The sequence below is a fragment of the Simkaniaceae bacterium genome (genome assembly GCA_021734805.1).
GTDB lineage: Bacteria > Chlamydiota > Chlamydiia > Chlamydiales > JACRBE01 > Amphritriteisimkania.
In genome coordinates this window covers 1-24,246 of record JAIPIG010000014.1, presented here as the reverse complement: position 1 = coordinate 24,246, position 24,246 = coordinate 1, and the positions used below count along the sequence as shown (strand labels likewise).

The 24,246-nt window shown below is 41.5% G+C and carries 16 protein-coding genes; 9 read left to right on the top strand and 7 right to left on the bottom strand.

Annotated features, from left to right (window positions below; all coding sequences use genetic code 11):
* Window positions 1-30: 30 nt before the first annotated feature.
* From K9M07_03885 to K9M07_03875, 3 genes are all read left to right on the top strand, one after another.
* Window positions 31-1,065, top strand: coding sequence for a ribonucleotide-diphosphate reductase subunit beta (locus tag K9M07_03885; protein ID MCF7852367.1), 1,035 nt, complete (start codon window positions 31-33; stop codon window positions 1,063-1,065).
* Window positions 1,066-1,286: 221 nt separating this feature from the next.
* Complete coding sequence (locus tag K9M07_03880) at window positions 1,287-4,226, top strand: insulinase family protein (GenBank protein ID MCF7852366.1); 2,940 nt, start codon at window positions 1,287-1,289, stop codon at window positions 4,224-4,226.
* A 42-nt stretch (window positions 4,227-4,268) separates the two neighbouring features.
* Window positions 4,269-5,876 carry a Do family serine endopeptidase gene (locus tag K9M07_03875; GenBank protein ID MCF7852365.1) on the top strand — a complete coding sequence of 536 codons (1,608 nt, stop codon included), beginning with the start codon at window positions 4,269-4,271 and terminating at the stop codon, window positions 5,874-5,876.
* Here the strand turns inward: K9M07_03875 and K9M07_03870 are convergent.
* From K9M07_03870 to sucC, 3 genes are read right to left on the bottom strand one after another with little or no spacing between them, the layout of a single operon-like run.
* Entirely contained in the window at window positions 5,865-7,010 is a 1,146-nt protein-coding gene (locus K9M07_03870) for a site-2 protease family protein (protein MCF7852364.1), read from the bottom strand. The two genes, K9M07_03875 and K9M07_03870, sit on opposite strands and share 12 nt — an antisense overlap.
* Window positions 7,007-7,891: a succinate--CoA ligase subunit alpha gene (gene sucD / locus K9M07_03865; protein MCF7852363.1), complete on the bottom strand. Its 885-nt coding sequence runs from the start codon at window positions 7,889-7,891 to the stop codon at window positions 7,007-7,009. Before sucD ends, K9M07_03870 begins: the two co-directional genes overlap by 4 nt.
* Window positions 7,892-7,900: 9 nt before the next feature.
* On the bottom strand, window positions 7,901-9,061 hold the full coding sequence (sucC, locus tag K9M07_03860; protein ID MCF7852362.1) for an ADP-forming succinate--CoA ligase subunit beta: 1,161 nt from the start codon (window positions 9,059-9,061) through the stop codon (window positions 7,901-7,903).
* A gap of 123 nt (window positions 9,062-9,184) precedes the next feature.
* Between sucC and ftsY the strand changes: the two genes are divergently transcribed.
* The 3 genes from ftsY to priA are packed head-to-tail and all read left to right on the top strand — an operon-like array spanning window position 9,185 to window position 13,203.
* Window positions 9,185-10,105 (top strand): signal recognition particle-docking protein FtsY, encoded by a 921-nt coding sequence (gene ftsY / locus K9M07_03855; GenBank protein ID MCF7852361.1) that lies wholly within the window; start codon window positions 9,185-9,187, stop codon window positions 10,103-10,105.
* A gap of 54 nt (window positions 10,106-10,159) precedes the next feature.
* Window positions 10,160-10,972, top strand: a complete 813-nt coding sequence (locus tag K9M07_03850; GenBank protein ID MCF7852360.1) for a hypothetical protein — start codon at window positions 10,160-10,162, stop codon at window positions 10,970-10,972.
* On the top strand, window positions 10,972-13,203 hold the full coding sequence (gene priA / locus K9M07_03845) for a primosomal protein N' (protein ID MCF7852359.1): 2,232 nt from the start codon (window positions 10,972-10,974) through the stop codon (window positions 13,201-13,203). The genes K9M07_03850 and priA overlap by 1 nt, the downstream gene beginning before the upstream one ends.
* A 46-nt stretch (window positions 13,204-13,249) precedes the next feature.
* On the opposite strand, the gene K9M07_03840 is transcribed toward priA, so the two are convergent.
* The gene (locus K9M07_03840) at window positions 13,250-13,885 is read right to left on the bottom strand and encodes an NAAT family transporter (GenBank protein ID MCF7852358.1); all 636 of its coding nucleotides are present in this window, start codon (window positions 13,883-13,885) and stop codon (window positions 13,250-13,252) included.
* Window positions 13,886-14,269: 384 nt separating this feature from the next.
* Here K9M07_03840 and K9M07_03835 point away from each other — a divergent pair, with 384 nt between their 5' ends.
* The gene (locus K9M07_03835; GenBank protein ID MCF7852357.1) at window positions 14,270-14,641 is read left to right on the top strand and encodes a hypothetical protein; all 372 of its coding nucleotides are present in this window, start codon (window positions 14,270-14,272) and stop codon (window positions 14,639-14,641) included.
* Window positions 14,642-15,052: 411 nt separating this feature from the next.
* Here K9M07_03835 and K9M07_03830 read toward each other — a convergent pair whose 3' ends face one another.
* Window positions 15,053-17,023 (bottom strand): hypothetical protein, encoded by a 1,971-nt coding sequence (locus tag K9M07_03830; protein MCF7852356.1) that lies wholly within the window; start codon window positions 17,021-17,023, stop codon window positions 15,053-15,055.
* Window positions 17,024-17,252: 229 nt separating this feature from the next.
* On the opposite strand from K9M07_03830, the gene lysS reads away from it, so the two are divergent.
* Window positions 17,253-18,827, top strand: a complete 1,575-nt coding sequence (gene lysS / locus K9M07_03825; GenBank protein ID MCF7852355.1) for a lysine--tRNA ligase — start codon at window positions 17,253-17,255, stop codon at window positions 18,825-18,827.
* A gap of 26 nt (window positions 18,828-18,853) precedes the next feature.
* On the opposite strand, the gene cysS is transcribed toward lysS, so the two are convergent.
* Both cysS and K9M07_03815 read right to left on the bottom strand, forming a co-directional pair.
* The gene (cysS, locus tag K9M07_03820; GenBank protein ID MCF7852354.1) at window positions 18,854-20,278 is read right to left on the bottom strand and encodes a cysteine--tRNA ligase; all 1,425 of its coding nucleotides are present in this window, start codon (window positions 20,276-20,278) and stop codon (window positions 18,854-18,856) included.
* A 13-nt stretch (window positions 20,279-20,291) separates the two neighbouring features.
* Complete coding sequence (locus K9M07_03815; GenBank protein MCF7852353.1) at window positions 20,292-23,033, bottom strand: AMP-binding protein; 2,742 nt, start codon at window positions 23,031-23,033, stop codon at window positions 20,292-20,294.
* A gap of 746 nt (window positions 23,034-23,779) precedes the next feature.
* On the opposite strand from K9M07_03815, the gene K9M07_03810 reads away from it, so the two are divergent.
* A complete protein-coding gene (locus K9M07_03810; protein ID MCF7852352.1) occupies window positions 23,780-24,097 on the top strand; it encodes a hypothetical protein in 318 nt (105 codons plus the stop codon).
* The last annotated feature ends 149 nt before the right edge of the window (window positions 24,098-24,246 follow it).

Below are 24,246 nucleotides of genomic sequence, written 5' to 3'. Positions count from 1 at the left end.
TATACACTTTGAACTAAAAAGGATGCGAATATGATTGAAAACGGAGAACTAAAGCGCGTTGAGGCCAAAAAGAAGCGGCTAATCAACTGCACAGCTGTCGATGTGAACCAACTGATGCCTTTAAAATACCACTGGGCGTGGGAACACTACCTGAACGGGTGCGCAAACCACTGGATGCCGACAGAAGTTCCTATGGCTAAAGACATTGAGACTTGGAAATCAGATGATCTATCACAAGAGGAGCGCCGCTTAATCAAGCGCAATTTAGGCTTTTTCTCGACAGCAGAAAGCCTTGTAGGGAATAATATCGTGCTTGCAATTTTCAAACACGTAACTAACCCCGAAGCGCGTCAATACCTGTTGCGCCAAGCCTTTGAAGAAGCCATTCACACGCATACCTTCCATTATATTGTAGAATCGCTTGCCCTTGATCCGGGTGAAATTTTCAATATGTATAATGAAAATGAGACGATTCAGCGTAAAGACGCCTTTGAAATGCGTCTTACCGAAGACATCTTGAAAGACAATTTCTCAACTAAAACGCCTGACGGTGCGCAAAAATTCCTCGAAAACCTCATCGGTTACTATATCATTATGGAAGGCATTTTCTTCTATAGCGGATTTGCGATGATTCTCTCTATGCAGCGTCAAAATAAAATGACGGGGATCGGAGAGCAATTTCAATATATTTTGCGCGATGAGACAATCCATCTCAATTTCGGAATCGACTTAATTAACTCGATTAAAGAGGAAAACCCCGGACTTTGGACCTCTGATTTTCAAAACTATATCATCGACTTAATTAAAGAAGCCGTTGAACTCGAAATCGCTTACGCTAAAGACTGTTTGCCTAATGGCATACTGGGTCTTTCTGCTGATATGTTTGAGGATTATGTTGGCTATATCGCCGATCGCCGCCTTGAGCGCATAGGCCTTAAACCAATATATCTCACGAAGACACCTTTCCCTTGGATGAGCGAAGTGATCGATCTCGGCAAAGAGAAAAACTTTTTTGAAACAAGAGTGACTGAATATCAATCAGCCGCTAGCCTTTCTTGGAACTAATATGGATTAGGGGATTTCCATTGATGGGGATCCCCTTTTTTAGAATTGGTATAAAATCTAGAAACCTCTATGGAAAGAAAGAGATACCAAAAACGTAAGTTGTGGGGTATTTCTTATATCTTGAATCACTCCCGGTATATAAAAAAACTTTAAAGAAATCATCAAGAGAGACATAATCCCTCAACTTGTTTAGTCGAGTTTAAAATAAAAATGGATTGTTAATGAAGCCAAAGTACAAAGAATCAGAGCAGTACAAAGATTTTATCTTTAAAAGAGTTGTTCCTATCGATGAGATCAACTGCGTTTTGTACGAGCTTGAACATCAACCGACCAAAGCTCAAATTGTTCATATTCAAGCTGATGATCCTGAAAATGTTTTTTGTCTTTCCTTTCGCACCTATCCTGAAAATGATAATGGTGTAGCTCATATTCTCGAACACACCGTTCTTTGCGGCTCTGAAAAATTTCCCGTTAAAGACCCCTTTTTCTCTATGCACCGCCGCAGCCTTAATACTTTTATGAATGCTTTTACCGGATCGGACTTTACCTGCTATCCGGCTGCATCTCAAGTAGAAAAAGACTTCTATAATTTACTCGAAGTTTATCTCGATGCCGTCTTTTATCCCGAGCTCAAAGAAATGAGCTTTTTACAAGAAGGGCATCGCATTGAATTCGAAGATCCAAAAGATCCCACCTCTCCCCTGACTTATCGAGGCATTGTATTTAATGAAATGAAAGGAAGTCTCAATAACCCTGAAATGCGTCTTTGGCATTCGATGCAAAAGGCCCTCTTTCCCAACCTCCTCTATCGCTATAACTCAGGTGGAGAGCCGGCTGCTATCCCCAACTTAACCTATGAAGAACTCAAAAAATTTCATGCGACTTATTATCACCCCTCTCAATGTCTTTTTTATGTCTATGGCAATCTCGATCTCAAACATTATCTCGATTTTATCGATAATAAAGTATTAAAGAAGACCACTAAAAAACCGGCGCTTCCCCTCATTCCAAAAGAGAGCCGAGCTAAAAAACGACAAAAAATCACAGATACTTTCCCCTCGATTGAAGGCGATCTTACCAATAAAAATATGGTTGCTTTCGGATGGCTTACGACCGCAATCACTGATACTGTCGAGACATTAGCCCTTACCCTTCTAGATGCCATTTTAATGGAAAATGACGCCTCTTTAATCAAGGCCGAATTACAAGCTTCAAAGCTGACGGTCTCCGCCGATGCCTTTATGGAAACGGATATGAGTGAAGTTCCATACATTATTGTCTGTCGCGGCTGCAATGCCGAAAATGCCGATGCTTTGGAAAAAATTCTCTTTCAATCTTTTAAGAAAATTGTCAAAAGCGGAATCTCTCAAAAGAGCATTGACGCTGCGATGCATCAGCTCGAACTGTCCCGTGTTGAAATCACAAAAGATCATGGCCCCTACGGTCTTTCTCTATTTATGAGAAGTGGTCTTCTCATGCAACATGGCGGGAATCCGGAGGATGCTCTTAAAATCCACTCTCTTTTCGACGAGCTTAAAGAACACCTTAAAGAGGAAAAATATCTCGAAGAGCTCATAAAAAAACACTTTATCGATAATCATCACTACGTCCGCCTTCTCATGAAACCCGATCCGAGCCTAGAACAAAAAGAAGAAGATGTAGAAAAAAAGGCCCTTGAAAAGATCAAACAAAAACTCAGTCCCGTTGAAAAAGAAAAAGTGATTGGAACAGCGCTTGCTCTCGAGCGATTTCAAGATGAACAGGAAGAAGCCAGCATTGACTGTCTCCCCAAACTCTCAATTCAAGATATCCCCAAAAAGGTGAGTGACTTCCCCCTCAACTTCGAGATGGTCAATCAGCTCGGTTTGTATCATCATGAGACATTCACAAATGGGATGACCTACGCCGATATCATTTTCGATCTATATGATACCCCAATGGAAGATCTTCACATCCTTAAACTCTTTACATCCATTATCACAGAACTTGGATCAGGGATTCGAAATTACAAAGAGACATTGGAGTTTGTTCAATCTTTTACGGGGGGTATTTACGCCTCACTCTCCTTTAATCCCATTTATAATAAGCCAACTATTTTGCGCCCAACCCTTTCTATTCACGGTAAATCCCTATCGCGCTTTAACGATCACCTCTTTACTATTTTGAAAGATACGATTTTAACCCCTCAATTAGATGATACCAATCGAATTAAAGAGCTGATTGAGCAAACCTATACGATTCTCTACGACAAGATCAATCGCAATGCTTTAAATTATGCCGTGAAGTCGGCATTAGCCCCTTTTTCCGAACACAATTTCATCATAAATGAAGTTTCCGGTCTTCCTTACTACCTCTTTATTCGCGATCTTGCACTCAATATGGAAACAAAACTAGAACCCGTTCTCATCAAGCTCAAAGCAGTAAAAGAAAAACTTTTCCATCTCAATAACCCTCATCTGGTGATGACAAGTGATCGAGAAACACTCGATCATATCAAGAAGAAAGACGTTTATAAGATGACCCAAATCCCCTCATCCCCCTTTTCTCCTTGGGTTGGAAACTTTCAAATCCCCTCACAACCCAACATTGGAAAACTCATTTCTTCTCCGGTAGCTTTTATTTGCCAAGCCTATTCAACCCTTTATTACGATCACCCCCTCTCTGCAGCCCTTTATCTCGCAACATTCATTATGGAGAACAGAGTACTTCATCAAAAAATTAGAGAGCAAGGAGGAGCCTATGGCTCGGGAGCCAGTTATTATCCATTGACGGGCAATTTCTATTTTTACTCCTACCGAGATCCCAATCTGAATTCGACTTTAAAAGCCTTTAAAGATGCAATTGATACGATTGCAAAAGGGCAATTTAACGATCAAGACCTCCTCGAAGCAAAACTCGGCCTCATTCAAATCCTCGATATCCCCATATCCATTGGATCTATTGCAACAGTCACCTATTTTCGCGAAAGACAGGGAAGAGTTAGAGAAGTGCGCCAAGCCTATCGAGATGCCATTTTAAATGCGACAAAACAAGACGTCATCAATGCAGTTAAAGAAGCGCTCCTTAGTGGTGAAGATAAAAGTCAAATTAGCGTTTTTTCATCCAAAGAATTTTTGCAAAGAGAAAAATCCTTTATCCCTCTTGACATAAGCGATATATAGCCTTAACATGGTGATCCCTGATTGTAACTATGAGGCCATACCATGAAAAATACGATAGTCAATATTGCTACCTTTATTTCTCTTTCACTTTCAGCCCCTATGCAGGCAAGTATTTTCAACTTCTTTTCTTCTGACGATAAGTCGGAAGAAAAACAACAGGTTGTTACTCAAGAAACTCCTTCTCAAGCTAATCCTCAACTCGCATACACTGCAGACAATAGCGACCCATTGATTGCAGCCGGCCGCAATCAGATGCCGCCTTGTGATCGCTCACGCGACAATAGTGCTCTATCTAATGGAAATGAGGGAATTAACTACGCAAAACTACTCACACGGACATTTTCAAATGTCGCTAAAAAAGCGATTCCTTCTGTTGTTTTCATTAAAACAGAGGTTCCTGCCGAAGCCGATTATGGACAAATGAATCCGTTTGCCGATGATTTCTTCTACCGCTTTTTTGGGGGTACCCCTCCAAAACAACGCAATCAACCCTATAATACACCTCCGATGCAGATTGCCCAAGGTTCGGGATTTATTATTACAAAAGACGGCTATATCATGACGAATTATCACGTTGTGAAAGACTCAACAAAGATCACCGTCGATTTAAACGATAAAGAAAATTCACAGTACGAAGCGGAATTTGTCGGTGGCGATCCTCAAACTGACATTGCCCTGATTAAAATTACGGGTAAGGAAGACTTTCCCTATCTCGAACTCGAAGACATCAATAATGTCGAAGTCGGTGAATGGGCCATTGCGATTGGCAATCCTTTTGATCTCGAAGCATCAGTCACTGTAGGTGTTGTCTCTGCTAAAGGGCGCAATGATCTTCAAATTAGCGCTCTAGAAGATTTTCTCCAAACGGATGCCGCCATCTATCCCGGAAATTCAGGTGGACCGCTTCTCAATCTCGATGGAAATGTGATCGGGATGAATACCGCCATTTTAACAAACCGCGGCAACTTCATCGGCATCGGTTTTGCCATCCCTTCGAGCATCCTCGGTGTTGTCAAAGATCAGCTCATTCAAAATGGAATCATCACTCGCGGTTATATCGGTGTATTGCTGCAAGATGTTGAACCTAACATGATCAACGCGCTTCAACTCGATAAAGCGCGTGGCGCCATTGTAACACAAGTAATGCCCGATTCACCGGCAGCTCAAGCAGGACTACAGCAAGGGGATGTGATTCTTGAAATCAATGACCAAATCATGAAAGATCGAGAAACCGTACGCAATGCCATTGCTATTCTCCCTCAAGGATCTGTCGCTCAAGTCAAAATTAGCCGACTTGGTAAAGTGCAAATGGTCGATGTAGCCATCGGTAAAAATGATCAAAACCAGCACTATCAAATGACTGCAGTTGCACAAAAGCTCGGACTGCAAGTGCAAAACTTAAATTCGGATCTCGCTGCACAGTATGGCTATAAAAGCGATGATACCGGTGTGATCGTTACCGAAGTGCGCCCCGGATCAATTAGCTATACTGCTAAAATGCGCCCCGGCATGCTCATTAAAAACGTCAACCATGAACCGGTGACTAATGTCGATGACTTCAATGCAGCCCTTGAAAAGACACAGGGTAAAAATGTCTTTATCCTCGCTAATGACCGTGGCCGCCATATTTTTATTTCCCTATCCATGTAGGGATTGGATAAAAGATTGAAATGAAGACTTTTCTCGAATGGGATTGAAGTAATCCTTTTCGAGAAATTCTTTGATGTGATCACAGCCAAAATCTTTCGCGGTTTCAAGCCACCCCATTGCCGCTTCAAGATCATTTTTGGCAGCAGCAGCGGCAGCAGATCGCAAAACGAGATCGCTATCGGGCAAATTAACTAAGCAATTACCTGAAAGGGAGAGAACCGTATCGAAATCCCCTACTTCAAAAGCTGCTTTGTGGAGTAAAACTTTTCCCGTATCCGATAAGGATTTTAAATTAGGCTTTAATAATTCATAGGCTTGATTAAAATCGCCTTTGCTCATTTGAACCTTGGCGAGATCTTGCGTTGCCAATTGAAAAACCATTCCGGCTTTGGAGCGTGCCCGAATCTCTTCTAATAATGAAATCGCCTCCTCAAATTTTTGGCCGGTGACAAGCTGTTCCGCTTTAGCTAAATGCCCTTTGAGTTCATCATTTTCATCTACTCTTGTTGATGTGCGAATCTGTCTTGCATACTCAAAATTCTGAAAGGCAAAAAGAAAAAAGAGAATGCTAATAATAAAGTTTTGAAAAAAGATAAATGCCATCGCAATGAGAAGGGAAACAATCATTGAAGCAATAAAAGCACCGTGCCGTCCCTTATACCCAAAGACCCCCTCCAAAATAATGCGCATGAGTTGTCCCCCATCCAGAGGTAAAACGGGAATCAAATTCAGAATGGTCCATAGGAAATTGACTGTCACAATAATATCTAAAAAAGAAAGGATGAGAGGATTAGAAAAGACTTTTAAGAGAATAAGGGCTTCCCCAATTAAGAATAGCGAGAATCCAAAACAGGGGCCTGCTAAAACGACCAAAAACTCCTTAGGCAAAGAAATTTTAGGTTGAGTAGCATACGTCACACCACCAAAAGCAGTCAGTTCAATTTGCGGATTTTGTCCAAATGCCCTAGAAATAAGCGCATGTCCAAATTCATGAACGATAATCGAAATAAAAATCACTCCGATCCAAATCAGCATGCCCGTAAAATTGCGGCTAATGTAATAACCGATCAAACCCGCCGTTAAGAAAAAAAAGGGGGAAATTCTAATCGGGATAGATCGCTTTGCTTGCGTCATTTTTTTGCTCTCTTCATGGCATCAACCATGGCTTTTCCAATGTCAGCAGGAGTCTCACTCACAACGACACCGGCTTTTTTAAGGGCCTGAATTTTACCTTTTGCCGTTCCATGCCCCCCTGAAACAATCGCACCGGCATGCCCCATGCGCCTTCCGGGAGGAGCCGTCATACCTGCAATAAAGGCAGCAACGGGTTTTGTACAATTTTCAGCAATCCAATGGGCTGCTTCTTCTTCTGCCGTTCCACCGATTTCTCCAATCAGTAAAATCCCTTTTGTTTCAGGATCTTTTTCAAAGAGCTTTAGTATATCGATAAAATCCGTTCCATTGAGTGGATCTCCCCCAATTCCAACACATGTCGTTTGCCCAAGACCGAGCTGAGTTGTTTGCCAAACGGCCTCATAAGTGAGTGTTCCGGAGCGCGATACGATGCCAATTTTTCCATGTTTATGGATATATCCCGGCATAATACCAATCTTACACTCTCCTGCGGTAATGATTCCGGGACAATTGGGACCAATGAGTCTTGATGTCTTTGAAGCTTTCATAATGCGCTTTACTTCAATCATGTCCTTAATCGGTATCCCTTCCGTAATACACACGATGAGGGAAATTCCGGCATCTTCCGCTTCAATAATAGCATCGGCAGCAAAGGGAGGCGGCACAAAAATGAGCGATGCATCGGGGTCAACGGCATTTTTAGCTTCTTTTACAGTATCAAAAATGGGAAGGCCCAATGCTTTTTGCCCCCCCTTTCCGGGAGTCACCCCACCGACATATTTCGAGCCATAGGCTAGCCCTTCTTCCGTATGAAACAGTCCCGATTTTCCGGTAATTCCCTGAGTAATGATGCGCGTGTTTTTGTTAATTAAAATCGCCATATTCCTTCCCTATTTCACTGCCTGAATCACTTTTTTCGCTGCATCTTCAAGATCATCTGCCGTGATAATGTCGAATGTTGATCTTTGAATCATTTTTCTTCCCTCTTTGACATTGGTCCCTTCAAGCCGCACAATAATGGGAATTTGCGGTTTGACTGCTGTTGCAGCTGCAATAATCCCCTCAGCAATCGTTGCGCAATTCATAATCCCACCAAAAATGTTGACTAGAATGGCTTTGACATTGGGATCCTCTAAAATAATCTTAAAGCCTTCCGTTACTTTTTCCACTGAGGCGCCACCGCCTACATCTAGAAAGTTTGCAGGTGCCCCCCCATAATGAAAAATCATATCCATTGTGGCCATTGCAAGCCCCGCCCCGTTAACCATACAGCCTATCGTCCCTGTGAGAGGAACATAAGCGAGATCAAACTCTTTAGCGCGGCTCTCACTGCTCTTGACCTGGGTTGGATCGTAAAAAAGAGCGAGATCTTTTTGTCTAAAAAGGGCATTGTCATCGATAGAGAGTTTTGCATCGAGGGCAAATAATTGGTCATTATTTGTCAAAACGAGGGGGTTAATCTCTAAAGTTGAGGCATCGCAATCTAAAAAAGCTTTAGCAAGCCCTAGTGCGATCTGTTTTCCCTGCTTTGCGACATCTTTTTCCCATCCCATAAATTTAACAAGCTCAACGAGTTGATAGTTGCGCAGGCCCACACACAAGTCAATTGGCAATGTTAAAATGCGATGAGGGGTTTTTGCTGCAACTTCTTCAATATCAACTCCCCCTTCAGGTGAAGCAATCAAAATAGCTCTCGCCCTTTCACGATCAATGGTGCATCCTATATAATACTCTTTCTCAATATCAACCGCGGGTGTGATCATCACCTGGTGCGCTACAATCCCCTCTGCACCTGTTTGATTGTTGACGATCTTCATCCCCAACATGCCTTGTGCGAGCTCTTTTATTTTATCTCTTGAAGTTCCAACTTTCACCCCACCGGCTTTACCCCTTCCTCCTGCATGGACTTGAACCTTCACAACGGCAACATCGGTAGAAAGCGAAGCTAAAGCTTCATCAATTTCAGTTTCATTTTTGACAATCCGAAATTCAGGGATAGGGATCTTATATTTCTTCAAAATCTGTTTGGCTTGATATTCATGTGTATTCACGCTTGACTCGAACCTCTTAACATATTCTTTATCTTTTGATTTCACTACGGTATAAATTTACTTATGTGATAGATTCTTATTATCGATCAACCGAAAAATCAATCGCTTTTCGAAGGCATATCCATGTTTAAATTCTTCAAATCGGGTATTAGCAAACTCAAAAATGCACTTAAAAAGACCCAAGCTAAGTTGACTTCGGAATTAAAAGGTCTTTTTTCTAAGCCCCTGTCTGAAGATACGTTAGAAGAACTCGAACGCATTTTGTATGAGGCTGATCTCGGATCGATATGCGTGGAGGAGTTTGTCAGCCATATTCGCGATTTTCATAAGAAATCACAACACAAGGGAATGGATGCCTACATTCTCGAAATGAAAGACTACTCCAAAAAAATTCTCTCTTCGCATCTCGACGTCAACGAAGAATTAAAGCACCCCCATCTTATTTTAGTTGTTGGAACCAACGGATCGGGAAAAACCACTTCCTGTGCAAAACTTGCCAAATTTTATAAAGATCAAGGAAAAAAAGTCCTTCTTGCGGCAGCCGATACCTTTCGCGCCGCAGCCATTGACCAACTCTCGATTTGGGCCGATAGGATCGGCGTTGATATTGTTAAAGGTCAACCTTTTGGAGATCCCGCAAGCGTGGTTTATGATGCCATTACAAAAGCGCTCGCAAAAGATTTTGATGTGATTATCGCCGATACGGCAGGTCGCCTCGAATCCAAAAAAGATCTCATGCGAGAACTTGAAAAAATCCGACGTACGGCCCAAAAACTCATCCCCGATGCCCCCCATGAAACACTCCTTGTCATCGATGCAACAACGGGACAAACAGCTATAGAACAGACAAAGATCTTTAATAGCTTTACACCTTTATCTTCACTTGTGTTATCTAAATTAGACGGCTCGGCAAAAGGGGGGATTATCCTTGCCATTTATCGACAGCTTAATGTTCCCGTCCATTGGGTCGGAACAGGGGAGACAATTGATGATTTTGCCCCATTTGAGATCGATGAATACTTAGATGCACTTTTCCAACTCTAACCCGCATTTTGGTATAATATCAAAGAGAAAGGCCCATTAAGTCAGATATTTTGTATGGATGATATAAAAAAAGAATTTATTTCCCTAACAGCTCATTTTAAGGGATGGCTGGAAGACAATAGACCTGAGCTTTACTTTGAGGTGCCCATTGCCCCAATGACCTCACCTCCTTTAAAGGTCCTTCCAAACGAACCTTCATTTCCTCTACGAGAAACACCCCTTCCGTCGGCTCCCGTTCCACCTCAACTCGTCAAAAGAGATTTTTTGCATCGCAAAAAAGTTGTCATTGAAAAGAAAGCCCCCACCTCTAAACCGCAAGAGGTAAAAAAACAATCCCGGACCATTGAACTCTCTCCCATTCAACTGGAAGAAGAAGATCCACTTGCGGATGTGGCTCGCTCTTTTCAACAAGCTTGTCCTCATATATTGATCCACGATGCCATTCCCTCCGATCGCAAGGCTAAAATTGTAAAAAACGCTTGGAAAATCAAACGCCAACTCATTGATGTCCCCATTTTTGTTTCAAAAGAGCTCCATCCCTTCCTCCCCTTCTTTCACAATTTAGCTAAAGCTATAGACATTGCCTTCGCCCCATCAAAAGTCATTGAAATTGAAACGTTTGAACAAAAAAATTTGTGGGGAGAGCTTCTCGATCATAAACATATTCGCTTGATCTTGTGTCCCGATCTGGTCTTATGGGCCTCTCCCTATCTGGTCACTCACTATAAAAGGTTCCCCGTTAAGAATGCCCACAGGCTGAACGACATCGACTTGCTCCTTTTATCCGATCCTGCGCTCTACTTAAAAGACCCTTTATTAAAACGCTCTCTTTGGAATATGCTAAGGCAAAAACTCGTCCAAAATTGATGAAATTTGATCTTTATGCGACAGTCATTATCGATGAGCAGGCTATCAAACCTCTCGACTATGGAATCCCCGATCACCTCAAAGGAGATGTTCAGGAAGGATCACGCGTCCTCATTCCACTTCGCAGCGCAAAAGTAAAAGGAACCGTTCTTTATATTCGCAAAAAAACGGCACTTAAATCGGTCCAACCCCTCCTTGAAGTGATGATGGAAAAACAAAAGATCCCCGAGGATCTTTTTTCTCTTGCGCATTGGATGTCAAAATACTATGCAACGCCTCTTCGAAAATGTCTCAACTGCATTCTCCCTTCCCCCGTACGAGATGATAAAGAGCAGCAAAGAAAATATCTGATCAAACGCGCCCTATCCAAACCTAAAACAATCGCCCTTTGCGCAACCTTACGCGAAAAACATCCGGCTCAAGCAGCCATATTAGAAGCAATGATCAAATATGATAAGGGAATCTTCCTCTGCGATCTTTTAAATGAAACAAAAGTCTCTCAAAGCCCCATTGAAACTCTCATTAAAAATAAAGCTCTTGTAAAAGAGCATATGACTATTGACCGCTCTTTGCTTTTGTCTGATGAATATTTTCAAACAAAGCCCAAAACCCTGAATGAAGAACAAGCGAAGATCCTCACAGCACTGGAGCTTGCCCTTTTAAAGGCCTCCTTTGAAACCCATCTTCTTCATGGGATCACGGGATCCGGAAAAACCGAACTTTATCTTCAACTCATCCAAAAAACACTAAATCAAGGTAAATCCGTCATCTTACTTGTTCCCGAAATTGCCCTTACGGCACAAACGATTGAACGGATCAAAGGGCGTTTTCAAAAGGAGATCGCTATTCTCCACTACCGCCTTTCGGACGGGGAAAAACTCGATACCTGGAAAAATATTCATGCGGGAAAAATTAAAATTGTCGTCGGAGCCCGCTCAGCCGTTTTTTCGCCTCTTCCGAATTTGGGACTCATCATCATTGATGAAGAGCAGGATAATTCCTACAAACAAACAGATGAAATGCCTTGCTATAATGCACGTGATGTCGCCATCGTGCGCGCTAAGCTCTGCAATGCGCTTGTCCTTTTAGGAAGTGCAACACCCTCACTTGAGAGTTATTATAATGCTCTTCACGGCAAGTTTATCCTTCATACTTTAAAAGAGAGGGCAGGAAATAGCCAACTTCCTAAAGTATCTATTATCGATATGCGCCTCGATCGCGAAGGATCAACGAATCACCGTTTTTTTTCAGAAACCCTTCTTAGCCAAATGAGACTCAAAGTGGCAAAGGGAGAACAAGTCATCCTCTTTCTTAATCGCCGTGGAACTTATAGCCTGCTTAAATGTGAAAAATGCGAACATGTCCTGCAATGCCCCCACTGTGATCAATCCCTCACTTTTCACCGCTCCGAGCATCACCTTTCTTGTCATTTATGTGGATATACTCTTACGCCGCCTCCGACAACCTGCCCTGAATGCAAAACGGGAGAAACCATTCGCTTTAAAAGCCCGGGAACCGATCAAATTGAGCGCTCGCTCAACGCAATGTTTCCCGATATCCGCACGCTGCGGATGGATGGAGATACGACACGAAAAAAAGGAAGCCACGATCAACTCTTCAAACAATTTAGAGCGGGAAAAGCTGATGTATTAATCGGAACGCAAATGATAGCAAAAGGGCTTCATTTTCCTTCAGTCACCCTTGTTGGAGTGCTCAATTCCGATTCCTCCCTCAATATCCCCGATTTTAGAAGTTTTGAGACCGTATTTCAACTGATCACACAAGTCTCGGGCCGAGCCGGGCGCAGTGAACTACGCGGTGAGGTTATTATTCAAACGCGAATGCCCGAACACGAAATTTTTGCCTTTGCCTCTAAAGAAGACTATGATGGGTTTTACCGCTTTGAGATTGAAAATCGAAAACTTTTTCTCTATCCCCCCTTTTCACATCTTATTAAACTCGTTTTTTCAGATACCGATGAGTCGATCGCTCTTGATTTTGGAAAGGCATTCCGCTCTAGCCTGATTCAAAGCCTCCCAAATGCCTTTACAATCGCTCCTATTGTCCCCTGCGGTCTTGCAAGGGTCAAAGATCGCTTCCGCTTTCAATTCTTTGTCAAAGGAGAAAAAATCATGGCGGCGAGTCAGGCGATTCAACAACTCCTGGCAGACAGCAAACGGCCAAAAAACCTGCGCGTTCTGATCGACGTCGATCCCCGCGACACGGCATAAAAAAAAGGACTCCCTTCCGGGAGTCCTTTTAAAGTCGAATAAGTTTTTATCGGCTAGCTAATACCGGGAAAAATCCGATCAGTCCTTCAGCAAAAGTTTGAAGAGAGATAGCGCCTAAGATCAACCCGCCAATTCGCGTGATAATATTGATCCCGGTGTGCCCTACTTTTCGCTCTAAAGCACCGGCATAATACCAAATGATCCCGATGATAAATGCGATCACAATGCAAATCCCCGATACAATCAATTGATGTTGCAAATTAGGGATATCGCCAAGACGGATAATGATCGTGCTAATCGCTCCGGGACCGGCAATCAGCGGAATGGCAAGAGGGACAATCGCAACCGACTCTTTTTGCATCGCCTCTTTTTCTTCTTCTCTTGTCTTCTTAAGACGGGATGTTTCTGCGTTGAGCATTGTAAAAGCAAGCATAATTAAAACAAGGCCTGCCATAACTTGAAAGGCATACACTTTAATAGAGAGTGCCTGCAACATATAGTTCCCTACAAAAGTCATTCCAACTAAAATGACCGCAACGGCAATGCTTGCCTTAATGGCAGTTTGTTTCTTTTGCTCAATGGTATGATTCTGAGTCACCATTAAAAAAACGGGTAATGCCGACATCGGATTACAGATAATCAGCAAAGTAATGAAAAAACTAAAAAAATTAATAATGTCCATAAAATATATTGTATAAAATTTTCCCCTATCCATAGACCTATTTGGTTCCGTCATCGGAAGGGATCATTTATTTATTATGATCGAAGTTCAGATTCACTGCAAGAGGCAGACTTCTAACCCGCATTTCTCATAAATTTGAGCCCTCCTCATCCGTACCTGTTCAGCTATCTTTCCGATCATGCTCATCACCAATGTCTTGAGGATATTGGCTCTTCGCACTATCAAAAATCTATCCCTTCAGGCTGCAGCCCTCCTCCCCAACTTTGTGAGAAATGCGGGCTAAAGAAACAGCATTGTATTATAACTAATAAATTATTTTAATATAGTTAATTAACTAACAAAAGTTTATACTGTTTATTCAAAAATGAAATAAAAAGGAAATTTATGATGTTCTGTTGTTGTCAATCAAGAACGCCTGTCCACCCTGAACCGGACACAAATGAAGCCCCACCTACAACATGCCGGCGCATTCAAGCCTCGCACAATGAAATCTGGGACGCCGGCGGAAGGGGCGCCGTAAGAGGAACTCAAGCAGGTTTTATTGTTGGTGTTGGACTTGGGGCCTTTGTTCCGGAACTTGGCATGCCAAATTCCTCAGCACGCAGCCTAAGAGGAACCCTTGTTCCAATCAATGATCCCGGAGCAAGTGCCGTGACTCAAAATAAACTTCTACTTATTTTTTATAGCACCTTCGTTGGCGCTGTTGGCGGAGCGGCCGTTGGAATTTGCCGAAAAATCATCCAAATTTGCCATTAGACCTCTTTGAATCTAGAGCGGAAGACATATTAAATAAATTCTATTTTTCATTGAAAAAAATGAGAACTATAACGAGCTACCTTTACAATGAAAATGATTAGAAAAACACCAGTGGCAAACCCATGAAAGCCTTTTTTTGTTTCTTTTCTCTTCCATTGACAAGCAAAATAGATAATCAAAGCAAGATTCACAAGAATAAAGAAAAAATCACTCATATTTCCTCAATTGTCGATCATTTTATCTAGAGAACGTTGTTCATGTCGCTTCTCTTTTTCCATCTCATGAAGCGAGTCATATATTTTTTTAGCTTCTTTCATTTCTTTAACGCCATCTTTTATTTGAGGAAACGAGTATACTTAAAAATTTAATTTCGAAAGAGGTCTATTGACAATTCATGATGCCGGAAAAATACTATGCCGGTTTCAGTTCAAGAATACTGAGATACCATAACACCAACTGACTCCCTTTTTCAGTAAGGTGATAGCTTCTTTTCCCATCAATGTCTAACGAAGCGACCCATTCTGAGGAATACTCATCATCCTCACCTAAAACTTCGATCCCTATCTTTTCTTGTATTTCACCCAAAAGCGATGCGGTAGGTCCCCATGGAATCGTCTTATTCATCGACATTGTATGCACGTGATCTACGACCAAATCCGGCGTATAGGCAGTGTGGACCTTTTTTTCTATCCGTAAAAATTGAGGAACTAGCAGCCCGGATGAGGGAACACATAATCCAACGGCCTGAGCCTGAAATGCCCCTCTAATTTCTTTATATTCTTCAGGAGACGGTTCCGGTAAATTAGCAAAATATTTCACGCAATGAATATATAAGCGGGTGACATCATCTATACGGGTTAAAAAATATTTATAAAAGGGGCTGATACTCATTTGATTCCACATCATTTCTCCGGCATAAGAGCGGACAAACTGCCTCATTCCCAGCTCGACATTATGAATAAAATGAACATTATTACTCCCCCCCTCAAACGTATCGAGAATTGCTTTAAAGACGCCGTCCTCATCCGCTATTTCTCTAACGCTCTCTCGTATCAGAGCGCTTCTTACTAGCGCTAACTGGTAATGGATATGCCATCTGGCATTGTCTGTTTTAGGTTCAAGAAAATACTGAATTTCTCGAATCCACCCTTCAGCGCACTGATTACCTATCTCACTCAATTCACAAAACTTTGATTTAAAATCATCTGAGTGAGCAATGCTAAGCAGAGTCATTTTTAAAAGCTTTTCAAAAGAGGTTCGATCCCCTCCCGCATAGTCAGAATCAACAGCCCAACCATCGCAAGCCCCTTTAATTCTTTTAAATCCGAGATACTGCTCATAACTCAATTCTAGGCTATGTTCTTCTTTAAATTGATCAAAATCCACTTCCGTATCGATGGCTTTTGTTGAACGCACCCTATCAGTATCTGTAAAAGTGATTTTATCCGATATAAGCCCTTCGCTTATAAGTCTTGATCGAACTTCCCCGAAACAATCGGTTAGCGATTTTTCTTCTATTTCAGCTTCCTCTTCAGCGGATAAAACCGTTAAATCTTTCGAATAGATCGATGTTGGATTCAGTTGTAGGTCATGAGCTCCCCTTAAAAACGCGTCCCATCTTTCGCTTGTTAATTTTTTATCTTCACATATTACATGTTTAGGTAAAGGATCCTCATCCGACATAAGTGGGGGCAAACGCTCATAGATATAAAAAAAAGCTTCAAATGTTGTATACGCTGCACTTAATGAAGACATCGGCCCAAAAAATGGCGCAAATACGCCCACAAATGTTATTAATTGTTGCAGATAATTATCGATAACGGCGGGTAAATAGCCATTGCGCTTCAAAACGGCCATTCCTAATAAAGACAATCCCACACCGGCTACAATTTCATGGCCGAAAACCCCCATGGCAACATATGCCGCCGTAGCTAATCCATCCAAAAATGCAGGAAGAAAATCGAGTACGACTTCTCCTAAGGGCGCTAACTTTTCGACATAGCCCATTGCATCGCAAAGGTATTTCAATCCTATTTGGTCTTCAGACAGGCCTGTCTTAAATTCTTCGATTTGTTCATATTTTTTTTTGATATAGATAGTGATAGCCACTCCAATCGGAATGACAGAGACGTAGCCGATCAGAGATGAGCCTGTTAAGACCTCAAATTGATTGCCGATACTGTTCAATCGTTCAGATCCGATCATCGCCGTCTCATACAACCGATCTCCGTCCAGCCCCATTGTTTGCATTTTAGTTGACTGCGTATAATCTCGACAGGCAAAGCCAACCCCTGAAATAACCGGAGCAAATCGAGTGGCTTGGTCTTTGAGATCTTGCATATAGCGAGATGCCGTCACATAATCTATAGGAAATAAGCTCAAAACAACCTCTTTGTGCATAAATATTGTATCAAAAACACGCCTAAATTTTAAGATATATACAAAATTTTAATTATATTTTTTAACTTAAGTCGTTGATTTTTATATAAGTAGAATGACTTTGGTTAAAAAACCCCCTCCATAAATAGGAGGAGATTTTTTAAAAATGCGAGACTAGACAAGAACAATTTGAGTCGATAAACTATTGAACTAAAAACAAGCGATTAAGTCCATGTCAGAAAAAAGTCCCGAATACCATCATTTTGAAGAATATCAGAACCGCCTTAGCAAACTCGAAGACATTAAGCGCTATAAGGTCGATCCCTACCCCCATCGCTTTGAATCGAAAAGCTCATGCGCGCATTTAACTTCTGAATATACAAGTGAGACAGCAACAAGTGAAGGTGCGGAGAGAGGTGAATCCGATCTCGTTTTTGCAGCAGGTCGTATTATTTTGTTTCGAGCGATGGGAAAAAATGCCTTTGCTCAAATCCAAGATGAAAGCGGCCGTATTCAGCTCATGTTCAATCGCGATCACACGAAGGTCGAAGGGCTCGATTCTCCTGAGATCACACCCATTAAGTTTATTGAAAAAAAACTCGATTTAGGAGACTTGATCGGTATTGAAGGACATGTTTTTAAAACGCATAAAGGTGAGCTCACCATCTATGTTAAAAAACTAACGCTCCTCGCTAAATCACTCCTCCCCCTTCCCGATAAACACTCCGGACTCGTCGACAAGGGCGTGCGCTACCGTAAACGCTGGATCGATCTTATCTGCCATCAAGATGTAATGGAAACATTCAAATTGCGCAGCACCATTGTGAAAATGATCCGCGACTATATGGATCAACACGATTTTATGGAAGTTGAGACACCCGTTTTACAAAATATCTATGGCGGTGCTGAAGCCAGGCCTTTCACGACAAAGCTCAATGCCCTCGATCAGGAAATGTTTTTGCGCATTTCTCTTGAAATCTCATTGAAAAAACTTTTGATTGGCGGATATGAGCGTATTTTTGAAATTGGTAAAGTCTTTCGCAATGAAGGGATCGACCGAACGCATAACCCCGAGTTCACCATGCTCGAAGCGTATCGCGCTTATTGGGATTATGAAGACGTCATGACCTTCACTGAAAAACTTTTTGAAATGATTGCCCTTAAGTTATTCGGTACGACTAAAATTGTATCGCGTATTGAAAAAGACAGTCAGGAACATGAAATCGATCTCAAAACGCCTTGGAGACGCCTGACAATGAAAGAGGCCATTCAGCGTTATGCCAATATTGATGTTGATGCTCTCAATGAAATGCAAATGCAAAAAATTCTTATTGAACAAACAGATCTCACTGAAGAAGACGTTAAAGATAAACCAAGAGGTCTTCTTATTGCCGATCTTTTTGGAGAACTCGTTGAAAAACACCTCATTCAACCCCATCACATTATTGATCATCCTATTGAAACAACACCCCTTTGCAAACTCCATCGCAATCCGAATTTAAGAGATGAGCAAATTGTCGAACGCTTTGAAACCTTCATTCTCGGTTTTGAGTTTTGTAATGCTTATAGTGAACTCAACGATCCCGTTATCCAGCGCAAGCTCCTCGAGCATCAAGCACAAAAAAGAGAAAATGGTGATGATGAAGCCTCTCCTATGGATGAAGAATTTATCGAGGCAATCTGCCAAGGGATGCCTCCGGCAGGTGGCCTAGGCATTGGAATTGATCGCCTTGTGATGCTCTTTACAGGAGTTCACTCGATTCGCGATGTCGTTTTCTTCCCCCTCATGAAACCGGAAGAAAACTAATGAGGGAATTGCAAAACTCCCTCTAACTATCTCTTCTTTAGCTGCGAGCCTTCGGGAGAGTCTTCAATAATGTATCCGTGAGAATGGATTAGATCTCGGTAGTGATCTGCTGCTTTAAAGTCTTTTTGAATACGCGCTTCTTGTCTTAAGCGGAGCGCTTCTAAAAGTTCTTCGGGAATATCCTGCTCTTCGTTAAATAGCATCACACCAAGCACCTGATCAAAGTGCTGTAATACCGTGATGATCTCATAAGCAGCCTTCTCTGAAATTTGCTGTCGATCGATCAGAGAATTGATGTCGCGAACTAAATTGAAAATAACAGAGAGTGCTTCGGAAATATTGAGATCATCGGCTAGAGCCTCTTTAAAGTTGCACTTGGCCTGCATTAAATAGTCTCGATAAGCGAAATCATGAGGGCCTTCATTAATGCGCTTGAGTCTCTCAATAAAATCATTCAGCCGTCTCACTGCATTTTTGGCTGCTTGCAAACCATCTATGGTAAAGTTCAATTGAATGCGGTAATGAGCTTGTAATAGAGCAAAGCGAACCTCTTTTCCGGAAAATCCTTTTGCCATGAGATCGCGCAAGGTAAAAAAGTTGCCTAAACTTTTAGACATTTTTTTTCCATTAACAAGGAGATGCTCACAATGGAGCCAATGTTTTGCAAAACATTGCTGTGTACAGGCTTCCGATTGAGCAATTTCATTCTCATGATGAGGGAAGATATTATCCACTCCTCCAACATGAATATCGAGAGTATCTCCCAGGTGTTTAATCGCCATCGCTGAGCATTCGATATGCCATCCCGGGCGTCCTTTCCCAAAAGGGCTATCCCAAAAAATGGGCCCATCTCTTTTTTCTTGATAAGCTTTCCAAAGAACAAAGTCGGCAAGATGATCTTTTTCATACTCATCACTGCTATTTTGCTCAGAGGCATTGGCTTTGAGATCCTCTAACGAAAAATGGGAGAGCTTGCCATAACATGGAAATTGAGCAATATCAAAATAAACACTTTGATCTTTCCCGATATAGGCAATCCCTTTGTCTAGCAATTTTTGGATCATTGCAATCATTTCAGGAATATGATCTGTCGCCTTAGGATAGATTTCCGCCTTCTCGATATTGAGCCTTTCCAAATCCTCAAAAAAAGCATCGATATACTTTTTTGTATACTCACTGAGAGGCTGATGCGCCTCAACAGCTCCTTTAATCGTCTTGTCATCGACATCTGTGATATTCATCACCTGCTTGACACCAAAACCAAAAAACTTGAGAGTCTTGCGCAAGAGATCTTCAAACACATAGGTTCTAAAATTGCCAATATGGGCATAGTCGTAGACAGTTGGACCACATGTATACATTTTTAAAGGTTCATGAGCGACAATCTTTTCTTTTTGTCTAGACTCAGTATTATACAACTTTAAATAAATAGATTTTTCATCCGGTTGCATCAATTTTTACCTTTTAAAGTGCTTCCATATCAGCAAGTTCCTGCTGGAACCTCGCATTGATCGCGCGATAGTCAATCTTTCCCGTCCCTGTCGTTGGGATCTTATCAACCACGTCAACCTTTGTAATCTTCACAATGCGCCCAAAACCGGAATCTTTCAACATTTCATTGACTGAATCTCGATCGAGCTCACATGTTGTTAATAAACCTAATTTAGGTTTTACGCCTTCTTTTTCAATAGCCGATAAGACAAAACAGGCTTCATTGGGATTAATATTAAAATGTCTTTCCAGTGATTGACAGATCAATTCATGCTCAACAGAAGCAAGGGAAACCATCTCCCCCCCAATTTTTACAAACCGCTTGAGGCGTCCCGATAAAACCAAAGCCCCCATCCCGTCAATATATCCAATGTCTGCACTGCGATAATACTTTTCCCCTTCAATTTCGATGAAAGTCTTATCCTTGCCCGGTCCAATATATCCTTCAAAAACAGAAGGTCCGCGAATACACACTTCCCCCGGCTTGTCATCATCAATGACCTCTTCCGTTTCGGGATTGATAATCCGTAGTGTAATACCCGGAAGCGGCTGTCCTACACCTTTTGCCCCCGTTCCCGGTCTTTGGATTGTGACAACAGGTGAACACTCCGTGATTCCATACCCCTCAATAAAAGTCGCATCAGGTGAGCCCAATTGAACAAGGGAAGAGCCTAATTCGGCAGGTGATTTTTCAGCTCCCGAGACAAATAGACGAACTGAGCGAAGCTCATGATCTTTTACAACGCGCAGCAAATTCATCAAAAAGCTCGGAGCCGAAGCCAATATTGTTAATCCATAGTATTCGATATCGAATGCCATTTGATTAGCATCTGTCGGATCCGGTGCATAAAAGACCTTCATTCCACAAAGCAATGGCAATAACCCAATGAGACAAAACCCAAATGAATGAAAAGGGGGCAAAACACAATACATAATGTCCGTACTCTGAAGGTTGATGCACGTCAAAGCAGCCGCCTGATTGCTTAAAATATTGCGATGAGATAGTGGAACTGCTTTTGGATAGGCTTCGGTCCCACTTGTAAATAAGATCACTGCATGATCTTCTCGATTGATTGACTCGAGATCGAGATGGCGTATCAGCGCTTTTGCCTTTTTCTTGGAAAGCATAGCCCCCGCAATTTTGTCTTTTAACGAGATGCTTAAGCGGATATCTTCCATCAACTTCAAATGATCATCAAGGCGGCCTAATTCCACTTGATCGAGCTTATCTAAGAATTTTCTCGAGCTAATCACATTTTTAATATTTAAAAGATCAATCGAATGTTCAAGAGAGCGCAGTCCTGCCGTCCAATTCAACATGACAGGAACCTTTTTTGCTAACATGATTGCCATGACTAAAATATACACACCGCATGAAGAAGGAAGCATAATTCCAATATACTTACCCTCCATTTTAGCAATTTTTTTAGAGAGAATGAGGGCTAAAAGCTTAAAGCGCTGATAAGTTAACTCCCCTGTGATCGCATCGGCACAAGCAACGAGATCTTTCATCCGATCGCATGTTTTCAAAAAGGAAATGGGAATATTGCGCTCATCAATCAGCGCCTGAATGGGGCGTATTCCTTCCTCAGTCCATTTTGCAATCTTTTTCTCTTCGATTTTAAAAGGATTTGTCTCTTTTTCTTTGCATTTTGTAGCAAGAACATATAAATCACGCACGAGTCGAAGCTCACCCGGCTGCACCTTGAGATGCAAGTCAAATTCCTTAGTTAGAAAAGCATAGACATTCGCAATATCAAGAGAATCCATTCCTAAATCTGCCGATAATTGCATCTCATCTTTTATCTCGAGATCGGGCTTATCAATCACTTTTTGAAGATACGGATTAATCTTATCCTTAGTTTTTTGAGAAATTTTGATATCTTCAGGGAAAAGGCTCTGTTTCTTCGGATCGAATTCAACCTGAGGAACTTTATCCTTATAAAACCGATAGGAGACTAAGCGCAAAGGCTCTTCTTTAACAATGCGCCCCTCATCATCACGATATTGGTTATAAAAATTCTCAAGATACTGATTCAAAGTCAACTTATCTTCCGTCTGAGGAAAATCGATTGGATTGACGGCAAATTCAAGCGTCACATCACGTCGAGGCGTTAAAAAAAGGAAGTTTTTGAATAAGATTTTAATCCCTTTCCAAACAAGTCCCCAGAAAGGAGGAATGCTTCCGGATAGAGCGCGCGAGAACATACTTCCCCAGAGCCCCTCAACGCGAAGCAATACAATATCGAAATCGCGATACTCAGTGAGCAAGCGATTAATCAATGAACTCCCTCCGATTTTTTCATGCGCCGTTCTCTTTAAAAATCCGGAAGGATAAATCAGAAGATTTTCCCCATTTTTCAAACGGGTCAAAATATTTTCAAAAGCCTCATCCCCTTTCTTCACTTTCCAAGTATTAACGGATGTTTCGAAATCCGGAATGGGAATGGCTCCCATTAAGTCCATGAAAAAGCGGGCTCCGGGATAGTAATAGAACTTTTCAACAACAAGAGGATGCGGTTTGAAGTTCTTCCACAAGTGGGCAAGAACAATAATCGGATCAATTTCAGCCGGATGGTTAGGCAAGATAAGGCAGCCCCGTTTAGACCCCTTAAGTTTTTTAAGTTCTTTAGTATTCTTAATCTTAATGCGATAGCGTAAAGAAAGCAATAAACGGACAGACCAACCAATCAGTCTAGCAATCCCCTTTTTCATTCCGGGTCCTTTCATTAAAAAATTCAAAGGAATCATTATAAATGATTTGCTATCTACTTGTAAATATCAGAGCTTCAACACAGCAAAAAATAAGGCTTGCCCGATTTTTCAGAAATTGCTTATATTCCGACCCTCTATAGATGCGCTGCTACTTGTTTTTCTTCTTAGAAAGAAAAACATTATTAGAAATTTGTCTGCGAATAACAACAAAGAAGTTAATTTGGATCCGGGTTCTTTAGAAAAAATTATGACAAATCCTTTTGTAATTGCAATTGGGGTTTCTGCCAGAACATTAGTTTGTGCAGTTTTATTATGCGCGGGTATTCAACTATTTGATTTCAGGAACCTTTCCTCTTTCTTTGGGAAAAGAAAAGTTTTCGGCCTATTTTTATTAATTTTAGGAATAAGGCTTTTGATTAGTATAGTATCCTTTTCTACACCATTTGATTACTAACTCGATTTTACAACTCATTTCGGTATATGGCATTGTTGCATAATTCATTTTTTACCTAACATGCTCATTATTAGTTTTTACCACAGAGAGCACAGAGCACCGGAATGCGCATTTTCTTGATTTTTCTCTGTGCTCTCTGTGGTTGTTAATGTCCTTATTGTCAATAACTTGATAGTTTATCGAATGATGCAACAAAGTATACCGGGAGTGATTCAAGAGTTGGAATTTATTGACTTAATATAATTAAATAAACATTGTTAAATTAAATAAGATATTTAATTGTAAATGAATGATGTCTACAAGAAATAAAAAAAAACGCATTAAAACAAGCTCTTCTCCTCAAAAGAAGACGCAACGCCAACATGCTACTTCTCTAAAGAAAAAAAGTCGGGGCAACTTAGCCTCCAAATCGACAAAGACCCTTTCGAGATCCGAACAAGAAATGTCTAAAAAAACAATACAAATTGCCCGTCTATTAAAGCAAGAAACCACCCGATCAAACCCCAAACGCTTTTCGTTAAAAACGCGGGTCTTTAAAAGAGGCAATGATTTAGAACATAAAGTCTATGAAATTCTGCGCCTGTTAAAAGAGCAATCTAACGGCATTTAAAAAATCCCCGTATATACCGCTCGTCATTCAAGAGTTGTTTTTTTTGTCGCCGGCATCCCCGCTTGGTCGATTTACCTCACCTCTGCCTATTGTCAATAGCGCGTCGGTTCGGTAAAGGGCCTTCGGCCCGATCGACCATCGGTGCGCCG